We start from the raw sequence: 14,435 nt of genomic DNA, 5'->3' as shown, positions 1-14,435 counted from the left end.
AATCTGGGGACAACAGCGGCCGGAGGGCCAAACATTCTCTGGAGTCACGGCAATCCCAGAACAGAAAACTTACAAGTACAATCTATATAGCTTCAGTTCAGCTACCCTATAGATTAAGCCGAAGGAGACTATCACCTTGGAACAATTCAGACTTCCCCAGATTCAAATGCCGGAGCTGCCGCTCCCGTCATCCATTCAGGCCGTATTGGCCGAGGCCGAAGAGAAGCTGGCCCACCGGCCCAAGCTGCAGCGCCTGTTCCGGAACTGTTTCCCGAACACGCTGGAGACTACTACCAAGCTGCTTGACGATGGAACCACGTTTGTCATTACGGGCGATATCCCGGCCTGCTGGCTGCGCGATTCGGTCGAGCAGGTGATTCATTATGTGCCTTTTGCCGCCAAAGATCCTGATCTGCAGCGAATGATCGGCGGGCTGATCAAGCGCCATACGCAGTACGTGCTGATTGATCCTTACGCCAACGCGTTCAACGAAACGGCTAACGACTGGCACTGGAATGCCGGGGATGTGACGGAGATGTCGCCCTGGGTGTGGGAGCGCAAGTTCGAGATTGACTCGCTGTGCTTCGTGATCCGGCTGGCCCATGCCTATTGGGAGGAGACGAAGCGAACGGATATCTTCACGGCTGATTTCAAAAAAATGCTGCGCACCATTACCGATCTCTTCAAGCGGGAGCAGCATCACGCTGAACAATCCCCGTACCGCTTCACCCGGAACAACGGGATCATGGAAGATTCGATCCGGGGCGGCGGTCTCGGCATGCCGGTCAACTACACAGGGATGATCTGGTCCGGCTTCCGCTCCAGCGACGATGCCTGCGATTTCCATTACAACATTCCGGGGAATATGTTCGCTGTGGTGGCTCTGCGCCAGATGCAGGATTTCGCCGAGTGGGTGTTCCGCGATCTGGATTTCCTGGCCGAGCTGAAGGCGCTGGAGCAAGAGGTGGATCACGGCATCAAGCTGTACGGTATCTATCGCCACCCTGAATTCGGGCCGATCTATGCGTACGAAACAGACGGCTACGGCAATTACTGCCTGATGGATGACGCCGGAACACCGGGCCTGATGTCCATTCCGTACCTCGGGTATTTGAAGAATGACGATCCCATCTATCAGAATACTAGACGTTTTGCGCTGAGCAGCGAGAATCCGTTCTATTACGAAGGCCAAGCCGCCAAGGGCATCGGCAGTCCGCATACCCCTCCGGGTTATATCTGGCATATGGCGCTGTCCATGCAGGGAATCACGGCAAATAGTAAAGAAGAGAAGCTGGCGGTGATTGCCATGCTCGAAGCAACGGACGCGGATACCGGCTATATGCATGAAGGCTTCCTGGCCGACGATCCGTCGGTGTTCACCCGCAAGTGGTTCGCCTGGTCGAATAGCCTGTTCTCCCAGCTGGTCTGGCGGGCGCTGCAGGAAGGGATTCTCTAGGTCCGGCCTGCATGGATACAGAATACAGGAAGCTAATTATGATTGTGTAAAGCACTTTTTCATATACAAAGGAGACCTGAGCATGAATACAATTATTGGAGAAACATTGTCAAATATCCCTTGGCAGGAGAAACCGGCGGACAGCAACGCGCCTGTATGGAGATATTCCGCCAACCCGATCATTAAGCGGGATGCGATCCCGAACTCGAACAGTGTGTTTAATTCGGCGGTCATTCCCTTTGAGGGCGGCTTCGCCGGCGTGTTCCGCTGTGATTCCAAATCGGTCAGCATGGACATCTTTGCCGGGTTCAGCGAGGACGGGGTGAACTGGAAGATCAACCATGAGCCTATAGAATTCGAGGGCGATGAAGAGATTATCAAACGGGAATACCGCTACGATCCCCGGGTATGCAAGATCGATGACCGTTACTATATTTCCTGGTGCAACGGCTATCACGGGCCGACGATTGGACTGGCGTATACGTTTGATTTCAAGACGTTCCATCAGCTGGAGAATGCCTTCCTGCCGTATAACCGGAACGGGGTGCTGCTTCCGCGCAAGATCGGCGGCAATTATGCTATGCTCAGCCGTCCAAGCGATACCGGGCATACTCCGTTTGGCGATATCTTTTACAGCGAGAGTCCTGACCTTACCTTCTGGGGCAAGCACCGCTATGTGATGGGCACGGTGAACGGCGATGCCTCCGCCTGGCAGTCCAAGAAGATTGGCCCGGGTCCGATTCCGATTGAGACCGATAAGGGCTGGCTGCTGATCTACCACGGCGTAATCAACACCTGCAACGGGTTTGTCTACCGCATGGGCTGCGCGCTGCTCGATCTGGATCAGCCATGGAAGGTGAAAGCCCGCTCACGCAACTATATTCTCGGCCCTGAAACCTTGTACGAATGTGTGGGCGATGTGCCGAATGTGACCTTCCCCTGCGCGGCTTTGACGGATGCGGCTACAGGACGGATTGCCATCTACTACGGTTGTGCAGATACGGTTACGGGTCTGGCCTTCACCACCGTGGACGAATTGCTTAACTATATGGAGGAATATCCTCTGGAGACTGAGGTGTAACAGCCATGGACAAACAACAAACGGCGCATATCATCTCCCATACGCACTGGGACAGGGAATGGTATCTTCCTTATGAACGCCATCATCTCAGGCTGATCCGGCTGGTCGACAGCCTGCTGGACACGCTGGAGCAGAATCCGGGATTCCGGAGCTTCTTCTTCGACGGACAGACGATCATTATCGAAGATTATTTGCAGGTCCGCCCGGAGAACCGGGAACGGCTGGAACGCCATATCCGTGAAGGACGGATCTATATCGGGCCTTGGTATATCCTGCAGGATGCCTTCCTGACCAGTCCGGAAGCCAATGTGCGCAATCTGCAGATCGGGCATCAGGACGCGGGAGTCTACGGGGAGGTATCGAAGATCGGCTATTTCCCCGACACCTTCGGCCTGACCGGACAAATTCCGCAGCTTATGGTACAGGCCGGAATCACCAATGCCTTCTTCGGGCGCGGGGTGAAGCCGACAGGCTTCAACAATACGGTCTCCGGCGACGGCTATGAATCCTCGTTCTCGGAGCTGGTCTGGGAAGGGCCGGACGGGTCCAAGGTGCTGGGCATCCTGTTCGCCAACTGGTATTCGAACGGCAATGAGATCCCGGCAGAAGCAGAGGAGGCGAAGACCTTCTGGGAGCGCAAGCTGGCAGATGCGAGGCAGTATGCGGCCACGGATCAGCTGCTGTTCATGAACGGCTGCGATCATCAGCCGCTGCAGACCGATCTGCCGGAGGCCATCCGCACCGCAGAGCAGCTGTACCCGGAGATATCCTTCGTTCATTCAAACTTTGCCGATTATATTAAGGCTGTGCAGCACTCTCTTGCCGGCCGCAGCCTCTCCACGGTTAAGGGCGAGCTGCGAAGCCAGCGTACTGACGGCTGGGGGACACTGGTTAATACAGCGTCCGCCCGGGTGTACCTGAAGCAGCTGAACCAGCGGGGCCAGGCGCTGCTGGAGAAGGTAGCCGAGCCGCTGGCCGTTATCGCCAGGCTGCACGGCGGAGAGTATCCGCAGCATTTGTTGACCTACGCGTGGAAGACACTGCTGCAGAACCATCCGCATGATTCCATCTGCGGCTGCAGTGTGGATGAAGTGCACCGTGAGATGGTAACCCGGTTCGACAAGAGCCGTCACACCGCCGAAGGCATCATGGCGGACAGCATGCAGGCGATCACCGGAGCGGTGGATACCTCCGGTTTCGCCCGTTTCGGGGAAGCCGCGATACCACTCGTTGTGATGAATACAAGCGGCTGGAGCCGCACGGGTACAGTCAGCGTGGAGCTGGACGCGGCCCGGCTGTATCTGCGCGAAGGCCACACGCTTGAAGAGACCGCCCGCCGGATGAAGGCGGTTGATCTGGGCGGACGGGTCCTGGTGGATGAACTAGGCAACGAAGTGCCTTGTACGATTCAGGACCTGGGGCTGTCATTCGGCTATGATCTGCCGGATGACCGGTTCCGGCAGCCGTACAGCTGCCGCAAGGTGCAGCTGATCTTCGAAGCGGCGGATGTGCCAGCGCTGGGGCTGCGCACTTATGCCTGGGTCCGCCCGCTGGCTGGGGCCGCTGCCGGTCAATCCGGCCAAGGCATAGCAGGGTCCGCCGCAGCGGGTGGTGCCGCAACGAACGGGACGGAGCCTCGGGCAGGTGCCGGGGCCTCAGTGTCGCTTGTCCACGGCGGACGGATACTGGAGAACGAATCGCTGCGGGTTGAGATTATGGCCGACGGTTCCTTCACGCTGGAGCATAAGCCAAGCGGCAAAGTATACCGTGATCTCGGTGTCTATGAGAATACCGGGGACATCGGCAACGAATATATGTACAGACAGCCTGCGGGGGAAGTTCCGCTGACTACCCGGGGGCTGACGGCTGATATCCGCATCATAGAAGATGCGCCATACCGGGCATCTATAGAGATCGTCCATGAATGGGAGATTCCGGCTTCCGCCGATGCCGTGCTGGAAGAAGAACAGCGTGCGCTGGTCTATTATCCGGAGCGGCAGGCGCAGCGCTCAGCGGACAAGGTTCTGCTTAAGCTACGGACAGTGTTAAGGCTGGAACGCAGCGGCAAAGGCCTGGAAGTCAAAAGTTATATCCATAATACGGCGAAGGATCACCGTCTGCGGATGCTGTTCCCTGCAGATCTGGCCGCAGCTTCCCACCGTGTAGACTCGATGTTCGAGCTGGCGGAGCGGCCGAATGAACCGGCGCCGGAGTGGCTGAACCCGAGCAATGCGCAGCATCAGCAGAGTTTTGTGGATGTGGCGGAGGAGCATGCGGGGCTTACGGTCGCTAATCTCGGACTCCATGAATATGAAATACTGCGTGACGGCCGCAACACCATCGCCATTACCCTGCTCCGCTGCGTCGGGGAGATGGGCGACTGGGGCTGGTTCCCTACACCGGAAGCCCAGTGCCAGGGAGAACATACGGCGGAGCTGCTGCTTATTCCGCACAGCGGGGACGCGGTAGCTTTTGGTGCCGCGGCTGCGGCCTACCAGTTCCAGATTCCCTGGACCTGCGCCCAGGCGGAGGTTCATACAGGAACCATTCCAGCCGTGTACTCGGCTGTCCGCTGGAGCGGCACGGCTGCCGCCTTCTCTTCGCTCAAGATGAACGAAGAGAGCGGGGATCTGCTGCTCCGCTGGTTCAACATGACGGGCCAGCCTTGTGAAATGAAGCTGGAAACAGACCTGCCGGCAACGGGCTTCTACACATCGAATGTGCTGGAAGCTAAGGTTGCGGATATTGCGGCTGAGACTGGGCGGCTGGAGCAAGGCGGAGCAAATACGCTTCGGCTTCAGCTCGACGGACATGAAATACTAACCGTTGGCATCCGGCTTGACTGACCAAGGATGAGGTAGAAGTAGAAGTAGAAGCAGAAGCAGGAGGTGACCCTCAGATGGATAGGCTAAGCAGTGATCAGAGTCCGTTCCCGGGTGTGCAGCAGTATATGAAGGCCTCTCAGGGGCAATGGAGACTGTCAGCGCAATCCCGGGTTAGGATTGTAGACAATATCAGATCAGAGGGAAACAGGGTTCTGAATGATACGATTATCATTGTTCTATCGGAATATGCAGACAGTCTGGCTCCATCCGGCCATCTCCTGTCTGTACTTTATGGAGAGTGTGAGACACCGTCTTCTGGAGATATTGTCATTGAATTGAACGACAGCGGAGCGGGCGGTGGTATGGACAGCCGGGAAGGTTATGTCATTGAAATCGGCGAGTTTGTCCACATCACGGCCCCAAGCGAAACTGCTGTGATGTATGGATTGCGGACGGTGATACAGCTGCTGTTGGCTGACGGCTTCATGCCGTACGGTAGAATCACCGATTACCCTGTGATGCCGGAGCGGGCGCTGCATATTGACATCGGGCGGAAGTTCTATACCGCCGAATGGATCATGGAGAGGATCAGGGAGATGTCCCGGCTTAGACTGAATACGCTGCAGCTGCATTTCTCCGAGAATGAAGGCTTCAGGCTGATGAGCGAGAGCCATCCTGAGGTAATGTCGGACGAATATTTAACCAAGCAGGAAATGAAGGCGATTATTCATACGGCCGCAAGATATCATATTGCTGTTATTCCTTCATTGGATTCGCCGGGCCATCTGGGACAAGCCCTGCGGACACATCCGGACTGGCTGCTTAAGAATTCAGCGGGAGCCGTTGCCCCGGGCGCGCTGGATATTACGAATGCCGCTGCGCGGCAATTCGTGCTGGAGCTGATCGACGAATACGCGGAGTTATTTGCCGGAAGCACGCATTTTCATATCGGCGGCGATGAGTTTATCAACTTCGGGCAGTTCGGGGAATATCCCCAGCTTGAGCAGTATGCCCGGGATGTTCTGAACATCGGCGGCGGGACGGGTGTGGACACTTATATTGACTACCTTAACGGTGTGGCTGAACATCTGGAGTCCAAGGGGTGGATCGTCCGCGCCTGGAACGATGGACTGTACCGTGGGGATCAGATCCAGAGAATAACGCCTAAATCCTCCATCCAAATTACGTATTGGACGAAATGGCATGAAATGATGGCCCCGGTTGAAGAGATCATTGCGCAGGGACATCAGGTGATTAATTTCAACGATGCCTACTTTTATTACGTACTGGGTGAGCATGCAGGCTATACGTATCCAACAGGAGTGAAAATCTGCAATTCATGGCATCCGGGGTTGTTCCCGCAGCGGTCCGGCGGAGCGAAGCAGGAATATCCCGCGGGTTCTTATCCGCGTGAGTTAATCGGCTGTTCCTTCTCCATCTGGAGCGACAAGCCGGAAGCGCAGACCGAAGCAGAAGTGGCAGTCGGAATCCGCGGGCCGCTTAGCGCTATGGCGGAGAGAGCGTGGCTGGGGAAGCAGAAGCTGGCCGGTTACGCGGAGGGTAGCGAACGAAGTCAATAGTTGAAAAAAAGTGCTGTCCCAAAGCCGAAAGGCTGGTAGGGGCAGCTTTTTTCATTGTTGAGAAACTACACTGTTGGGGGAATGATACTGGTTGAGAAACCGCACTATGAAATTCCGTCGAGGACTCAAACCCTCGAGTGAAGCGGCGGACTGAGAATCCGTTATATCTCTCAAAAGCCTTAAAATCTGGGTGAACCGGAGAATCGCTTATCTTGTTTATTCGAGCCTGAAATGGAGGGAATTCGTCCATATAAGCGATTCTGAGTCCGTTTAGCTACTGAATCCGCCTGATTTGCTCCAATAGCGGATTCTCAGTCCTCCTAGCTGGCTGTGGAGTCGGAGTCATAATGAGTACGCCAAGTATCAGTTGGGAAAATGAATACCGGTGGGCTCACCTTGTTCACCAAACAGGTCATTGTTCCCCCGCATAATTCAAGCCTAATTGATAGGCCTGGTTAAGCAGCAGCTCATAATGCCGGGGATTAGAATCTAAGGTTGTCTCGTATAGAAACTCAACCCTGGAATTGGAGATACCGCAATAATCAGCGATTCCTACATTGAGCAGGTGGGCAATTGTTTCATCATAGTTGCGCTTGCGCATCTGTTCCTGCGAAACGCCGGCCAGACCCATCCACAACACCTGCTGATGATGAAGCTGGTTCTTGCCGTAGGCAAATCCGTTGTTCCATACCCGGTCAATATAACCTTTCAGCATGGCCGGTAAATGCCACCACCAGACGGGGAAAATAAAGGCCAGGGCATCATGCTCCTTCATCCGCTTCATTTCCCGTTCCACCTCAGGTGAGAAGGATTGCTCCTCAAGGGACATGTCAGGCTCATCTACTCCTTGCAAAAGAGGCTCAAAGCCAATCCCGTGCAAATCCAATATCTCATAGCTATGTCCGGCCTCCGTAAGACCTTGTGCAAAACGGCGGGCAGCCGCAAAGGTCAGGGAATCTTGTCTCGGATGCGATACAACGATTAATACGTTCATGCTAGTATCTTCACTACCTTTCTGAACCGCCAATTTGTAGCCATGATCAGTGGCTGATGCTATTATAAACAGTAATAAAATTGTCTGGAAGTACGCACTTTCATGTTCTATAGGATGAGAAAGGTACCATAGGTACATTGAAGTGCCCTACACCCGATAGTATATTTCCGGTATATACACAGCCTTTTGACGGAGGAATAAGCAATGACAGAACAGAGTGATAATAGCACTCCAAAGAAATATAAAGTCGGAGTAGAAGCGGCATTAGAAGTCATGGGCGGGAAATGGAAGCCTCTAATCATCTATCATTTGATGACAGGCTGCAAACGAACATCCGAGCTGCGGCGGCTAATCCCCGGTATTACACAAAAAATGCTGACCACCCAGCTAAGAGGCCTGGAAAAGGATGAGATTATTGCCCGGAAAATATTTAAAGAAATCCCGCCTAGAGTGGAGTATGAATTAACGGCCTACGGCTGGGGATTAAAGCCTGCGCTGGATCTTTTATGTTACTGGGGAGAGGATCACCTGGACAAGGTTTATGGTGATAAATCCAAGGTCTTGGAAGAGTTTTAAGCTGTGTGAGGGGAGGACCGTCAGACCTGATAAGGGGATGGCGGTTTTTCTATTAGCTCGTGACCGGTATGGCAGCCTATGCAAAGTTACCTTAAGGAATTCATTGCCTATCTCCCTGGAATTTCAGGGTGTATGATTCTGTTATCAGATGCGCAGCTGGTATATTCTAGTGTATGGGAAAAGGTGAGATGAACATGGGGAAAGATAATTTTCTTAAATCGCTCCTGTCTGACAAGGTGAATATGACACCGAAGGGGTTTGTGGCCGAGCAGCTGAGTGCGGCGGAGTTCGCGGAATGCCATGAGTTATTTTTTGACCAATTGCTGGAGATTTCTTCATCTGATATTTCGGGCATAGCAGGCTACGGCTGGCTGGATGAGGAGGGCGAGACGGAATTTTCCACCTGCCGGGAGTTCCTGACCGAGACATTCTCGGAGAAGAGAGAGGGGTACTGGTTCAATTGGCGTGAGATGTTCGAGACTACCGTGCTGGACCGTGACTTTTTCGAGAAGTACTATAAGGAAATGGAGGACCGAATCCATTATTGCGAAGGCCAGCGTTACCTGGTTTATAATAATGCGTACTTCAAAAATATGATCACAGACGGCCGGGCAGTGCTTGGTTTCCCGGATTGGAGCAAGTGCGGGATTTTCGATTGTCTGGTAGATATCGCTAATATGGATCTGAATAAGCCTTACTTCAAGATCCCGGAGCTGTTCAATGAATACTGCAAGTCAAGGGATATCATCATCCCGGATTTCAAGGAACGGTTCTTATGCATGGCGTATTACAGAGGAATCGATACCTTGCGCTGGCATGCCTCTATCGATGATGAGTGCTCCTGCAAGTCCATAGTCAAATCCATAAGTGAGCTGAAGGGACGCATCTATGCCCTTTAGCCCTGCAGAAGGTGAATGAAGGTATGAAATATGAGCATGCCGGCGATGTGATCCCGGAGGCGCTATTAAAAGAAGTCCAGAAATATGCGGCAGGAAGGCTGCTGTATTTCCCGGCAGGGGATGAGAAGAAGACCTGGGGCGAGTCGACCGGATACAGAGAGCGGCTGCAAAAGCGTAATCTGATGATTCGCGAGCAAGTATGCGCATGGAGTGACGATTGCGGAAATTGCCGACGAGTATTATTTATCCCTGGATACGGTCAAGAAGATCATCTACTCGAAGAAAAACGACCGGCACTTAACGTATGCTCCGACTGTGGAGTCGGCTGTACGGTACATGGATGCCGGAATGATCGAAGAATGGATTCAGTGTTATTTGCTGCTCACCCGCAAGGCCTTAACCGGGCAGGAAGAATCCGGAAAGCAAGAGAAGCAAGAGAAGCTGTACTTCGGAGTCGTTAAATTTCCGCTGCGGCTTATAGGGCGTGATGAGCTTACGGGCAGCAATAATGACCCGGCTCATGTACAAGATGAGGATGCAGCAGCATTCCCTCCGCTGGTGATCGAGTATACAGAAGGCAAATTTCATTGCCCTGTCCAACAGGAAATACTGGCTGCACTTAAGCAGCGTAAGGTTAATGCTTATCCGGCGGTCATCGGGATGAATGGCAGTGACGATTATCGGCGGTTCATGAAATACTACGGAACTGTGCTCCATTACGTTAATGATGTTGAAGGTTGAGGTTGAATTCACAAAAGATATGTGAGGACGGATGCCGCAATGACTGCATACGAGAAAGCAAGATTAGAAATTGGCGGGGTAGAAGATATATTGAAGCAGCATTTTGGTTCAAGTCCGGCCGGGGTAATGCCCGTAGAAGGGGGGAACCTGAGCAGCGTATTCTCCTTTGAATATGAAGGCCGGGGATGCATCATTAAGTTGAGTGACATGGACGGAGCCTACGATACAGAAGGTTATGTTGCGAATCTGCTGACCAGCCAGGGCATCCCGTTTGCCAAATGTCTGGGGCAGGGTAAATCGGGGACATTGAGCTATTCCATCTCTGAACGGATTCGTGGCGGCAATCTGACCGATTGTTCTGATCATGAGAAGCAGAGCCAGCTCCCTGAGCTTATCGAAATACTGACCCGGATGAATTACGCCGAGCTGGGCGATACAAGCGGCTACGGATGGATACAGCCCAGCGGAGCCGGCGCTTACCCGTCATGGCGGGAATATATCACTTCATTCTTCGCCGGGGATCAGAGTGGAACCTTCTGGGAAGGCTGGCACGGCTTATTTCAGTCGACCTGTCTGGAAAAGGATGTATTCGAAGAATGTTACCACCGCCTGCTGGCGTATGCCAAATACAACGAGCCGCACCGCTATTTTATCCACGGGGATTTTCAGCCCTGGAACATCCTGTCGGATGGCTCGCAGATCACCGGAATCATCGACGGCAATTTTGCCTATGGGGATTTTCTGATCGATCTCGCTACGCTGAATGGGACCTTGGGAGAGCTTGATGTGGTTCAGGCTTATCGGGATTACCAGAACAGGGAGGGGATCATCATCCCGGACTTTCATGAACGGCTGACCGGTGCGCGGTATTTCAAAGGGCTGGATGCGCTCCGCTTTTATGCCAAAATGGGCTGGGATGATGCTTATCGTCAGCTGCGTGATGAGCTGCTTCAGCTGCCGGAGTGAGCGGGTGAGTGAATAATAACGGACATAAGCCTATCCAACGGATAGACTTATTGTCCTGAAAGCAGGCGGCCTATTGAAATTTAAAATTCTATTAATCAGCATCCTTACACTGGGGATATTAGTTGTTGCGTGGAATTACAGGTGGGAATACCGTGAATCAGACGAAGTATTCAGCTATAAATATGACAGATGGGCCAAACAATTATGGGCTGAATTCACTCCCGAAATAGGAACCAACGATATTATTGATATACCGCTGGTCTACGGTGATAAGCTTACTACAAAGGGATTGGAACCCTATTTAATGAAAATGGGGGTGTCGGGTGAAATTGTTAAGCTATGGGTACACCGGACCCGTTTATCGGATGCTTATACTGGCGTGCTGATAGCAAATATAGCTATTATTATACTTAGTTGTCTGAATATAATTATTAGAAAAAAGCGATAAGATATTACCCTGTCAAGGGATGTCTTACCGCTTATTTCTGTTACGGCTACCCTGAATCCGTTCTCCCCGAATTTTTTGGCTAACGACAGACCTAATCCGGGTCCTGCACCGACGATAACAATAGTTCTATGGTTTAAACTCTCCCTCGTTGTGATATATTAAATTAACGCGTGTTGCTTTAATCAGAATATACCGCTGATCAGGCAGCGCAACAATCAACAAAACAGGTGCAGATGTTGCTATAGCAACAAGACGTACCTATTGTCGGGCGGGAGGATGCTATGGCGAATAAAGTAATGAATGTACGGGTGACGCATACGAAGGAGTCTTTGGCGGGTGCTTTTATCGAGCTGGTGTCCGTGAAGGATTTCGAGAAAATCACGATTGCCGATATCACCCAACGGGCTAAAGTGAACCGGGCTACCTTTTATGCACATTTTAATGACAAATACGAATTACTGGACTATATGATGGGGGACTCCGCGTCGGCAGCCATCAGACAACACACTGCAGGGCAAGTGAAGGTTGATCCGGACAGCATCGGGCAGCTTGTTCTGGCCGTGTGCGATTTCTATGACCAGCCGGAGATGAACTGCCGCAGCAGCTATGTAGCATTCGTCGTACCGCAGCTCAGAGATAAGATGCTAACTGTGCTCAAGGCTTATTTGCTGGACGGTCTGGATAGGCTCTATACGGAAGATGAGCGGAAAATAATGGCTTCTTTTGCTGCCCAGGCTATCCATGAAGGAGCTGTTCAATGGGTGGCCGGGGAGATCCGCATGGACAAAGAGGAAGTCGCCCGTAAGGTGGCAGTATTAGTCACGGGAGGGTTTGAGGCTTACGCACGAGAGGGGGACAGGGCATGGAATTCGCAAGTATAACGACACTTATTATTTCAAGCATCACATTCATAAATATTCTGCTGGCGCTGGGGTTCCTGTTCATTGAGCGGAGAGAGGCGGGTTACACCTGGGCCTGGCTGATGGTTCTGTTCTTCATTCCTATCCTGGGGTTCGTTTTGTATATCTTTTTCGGGCGGAATCTTAAGAAGAAGAATTTCTATCATTTGTTCATTGAAGAGCAGGAATTTGTCCAGGCTGAGACAGACCGGCAGCTGGCTTCGCTCCATGACGAAGTCCAGGAGATATCTCCCTGGCTGCAGAAATACACAGAGCTCATCACGATGAATATCAGATCGTCGCATGGTCTTTTATCCAGTGATAATGACATCGTTATCTACAGTGACGGACACCAGAAATTCGACGCATTATTCGAGGATATCCGGTCTGCCCGGACAGAGATCAATATTCAGTATTACATCATTCAGCCGGACACGCTGGGGAAGAAGCTGAGGGATGCATTAACCCGCAAAGCAGAGGAAGGCGTGAAGGTGCGGCTGCTCTACGATGAAGTCGGCTCCAAACGGATTGCCCCCGGGTTCTTCAAAGAATTACGTGCAGCAGGAGGAGAGGTGGAGGTGTTCTTCCCGTCTCTGCTCAGACCGCTGAACTTCCGGATCAACAACCGGAATCACCGCAAGCTGTGCATAATTGATGGAAAGACCGCCTATATCGGCGGGTTCAATGTCGGAGATGAATACCTCGGGCTGGATAAGAAATTCGGCTATTGGCGCGACACCCACCTCAGGATCACAGGGAATGCTGTTAATCATATTCAAGGCAGATTTATTCTGGACTGGCATCAGGCCGGGAAGCATAAGCGCGGGGATTACGAGGAATTCTCCTTTTACACAGGGGGACATACGGGGACAAGCCCGGTTCAGATCATCACCAGCGGTCCCAATTCGGAGACTGAGCATCTGAAGAATATGTACATCAAGCTTATTTTATCGGCCAGAAAAAGTGTATATATCCAGACGCCCTACTTCATTCCGGACACCAGCTTCATGGATGCCTGCAAAATCGCCCTGCTCTCAGGGGTAGATCTGCGCATCATGATCCCGAACAAACCTGACCACCCGTTCGTGTATTGGGCGACTTGGGCTTATGCCGGAGATTTACTCAATTATGGAGCCAAAATCCTGCTCTATGAGAACGGCTTCCTGCACGCCAAGACCATTGTGGCAGACGGGGAGGTCGCCTCCGTAGGGACGATGAATATCGACTCCCGCAGCTTCCGGTTGAACTTCGAAGTCAATGCCATTGTGTATGACCGGCAGGTCGCCGCACAGCTTGAGGACCTGTTTCTGCAGGACAGCCTGTTAAGCTCTGGGCTTACGCCCGAGCGGTACAAGGAGCGTTCGCTTATGATTAAGCTGAAGGAGGGAATCTCGCGGTTGCTGTCGCCTATTCTATAGAAGACGGTGTAAGGATACTATTGAATACCACATTGATAAATCGCTAACTGAGGGTTTGCAGTGACCCGATTACGGTATACGCAGTATGCTTAATTGCACTTTGTACAACTAAAAGTTATGTTTTTCAACTGATTCTCCGTTTAGTTGTAATTCGTACAATTAAACTGCGATTACGGCCTGATTCTCACCCATTCGGGCAAATTTAGTTGTACAGACTACAGTTATAAGACTCAAGCCTGCCTTTTCACTGTTTTTAATTGTACAGTATACAACTATTATTGAATTCCCACTTGGAACTGAATCCGTCAATTGCTGCATTGTTTACTGAACTCACTTCTATAGTTCTGATGTTGTACTAGTGTAATAGTGATATTAGTGATATTAGTGATATACCGTGCAGGTAACTTAGGAGGAGATGCAGATGGGGATGCTTGGTCAATATGTAATGTTAGATGAGATACCTTGGAGGGCATAATGGCGATGGATGGAGCAGAGCTGATGGATACGCTGGAGCCGGGTTACGGAACGGAAACGCTGAGACAGGAATTAAAG

12 protein-coding genes are annotated in these 14,435 nt (G+C 52.0%); 11 read left to right on the top strand and 1 reads right to left on the bottom strand.

Going from position 1 to position 14,435, the window contains the following annotated elements:
- The first annotated feature begins 136 nt into the window (after positions 1-136).
- The 4 genes from P40081_RS24975 (at position 137) to P40081_RS24960 (ending at position 6,942) form a co-directional block, all read left to right on the top strand.
- Positions 137-1,456: a glycoside hydrolase family 125 protein gene (locus tag P40081_RS24975; protein WP_042138934.1), complete on the top strand. Its 1,320-nt coding sequence runs from the start codon at positions 137-139 to the stop codon at positions 1,454-1,456.
- 82 nt (positions 1,457-1,538) lie between these two features.
- A complete protein-coding gene (locus tag P40081_RS24970; protein WP_042138933.1) occupies positions 1,539-2,537 on the top strand; it encodes a glycoside hydrolase family 130 protein in 999 nt (332 codons plus the stop codon).
- 5 nt (positions 2,538-2,542) lie between these two features.
- Positions 2,543-5,383: an alpha-mannosidase gene (locus P40081_RS24965; RefSeq protein WP_042138932.1), complete on the top strand. Its 2,841-nt coding sequence runs from the start codon at positions 2,543-2,545 to the stop codon at positions 5,381-5,383.
- A gap of 53 nt (positions 5,384-5,436) precedes the next feature.
- Positions 5,437-6,942, top strand: coding sequence for a beta-N-acetylhexosaminidase (locus P40081_RS24960; protein ID WP_042138931.1), 1,506 nt, complete (start codon positions 5,437-5,439; stop codon positions 6,940-6,942).
- Between the two features lie 412 nt (positions 6,943-7,354).
- Here the strand turns inward: P40081_RS24960 and P40081_RS24955 are convergent, their stop codons facing one another.
- Entirely contained in the window at positions 7,355-7,936 is a 582-nt protein-coding gene (locus P40081_RS24955) for an NAD(P)H oxidoreductase (protein WP_042138930.1), read from the bottom strand.
- A 204-nt stretch (positions 7,937-8,140) separates the two neighbouring features.
- Between P40081_RS24955 and P40081_RS24950 the strand changes: the two genes are divergently transcribed.
- The 7 genes from P40081_RS24950 (at position 8,141) to cls (ending at position 13,883) form a co-directional block, all read left to right on the top strand.
- Positions 8,141-8,512, top strand: coding sequence for a winged helix-turn-helix transcriptional regulator (locus P40081_RS24950; RefSeq protein ID WP_042138929.1), 372 nt, complete (start codon positions 8,141-8,143; stop codon positions 8,510-8,512).
- A gap of 194 nt (positions 8,513-8,706) precedes the next feature.
- On the top strand, positions 8,707-9,411 hold the full coding sequence (locus P40081_RS24945) for a hypothetical protein (protein WP_042138928.1): 705 nt from the start codon (positions 8,707-8,709) through the stop codon (positions 9,409-9,411).
- A 210-nt stretch (positions 9,412-9,621) separates the two neighbouring features.
- Positions 9,622-10,152, top strand: coding sequence for a hypothetical protein (locus P40081_RS39100; RefSeq protein ID WP_042138927.1), 531 nt, complete (start codon positions 9,622-9,624; stop codon positions 10,150-10,152).
- Positions 10,153-10,191: 39 nt separating this feature from the next.
- Positions 10,192-11,118: a phosphotransferase family protein gene (locus tag P40081_RS24935; protein ID WP_042138926.1), complete on the top strand. Its 927-nt coding sequence runs from the start codon at positions 10,192-10,194 to the stop codon at positions 11,116-11,118.
- 73 nt (positions 11,119-11,191) lie between these two features.
- Complete coding sequence (locus P40081_RS24930) at positions 11,192-11,566, top strand: hypothetical protein (protein WP_042138925.1); 375 nt, start codon at positions 11,192-11,194, stop codon at positions 11,564-11,566.
- Positions 11,567-11,847: 281 nt separating this feature from the next.
- Positions 11,848-12,447 carry a TetR family transcriptional regulator gene (locus tag P40081_RS24925; protein WP_042138924.1) on the top strand — a complete coding sequence of 200 codons (600 nt, stop codon included), beginning with the start codon at positions 11,848-11,850 and terminating at the stop codon, positions 12,445-12,447.
- Positions 12,429-13,883 (top strand): cardiolipin synthase, encoded by a 1,455-nt coding sequence (gene cls, locus P40081_RS24920; protein ID WP_042138923.1) that lies wholly within the window; start codon positions 12,429-12,431, stop codon positions 13,881-13,883. Before P40081_RS24925 ends, cls begins: the two co-directional genes overlap by 19 nt.
- Positions 13,884-14,435: the final 552 nt, after the last annotated feature.

Source organism: Paenibacillus sp. FSL P4-0081 (assembly GCF_000758565.1).
Lineage (GTDB): Bacteria > Bacillota > Bacilli > Paenibacillales > Paenibacillaceae > Paenibacillus_AQ > Paenibacillus_AQ phytohabitans.
Note: the sequence above shows the minus strand (reverse complement) of the source record. Positions and strands in the feature narration are given on the sequence as shown.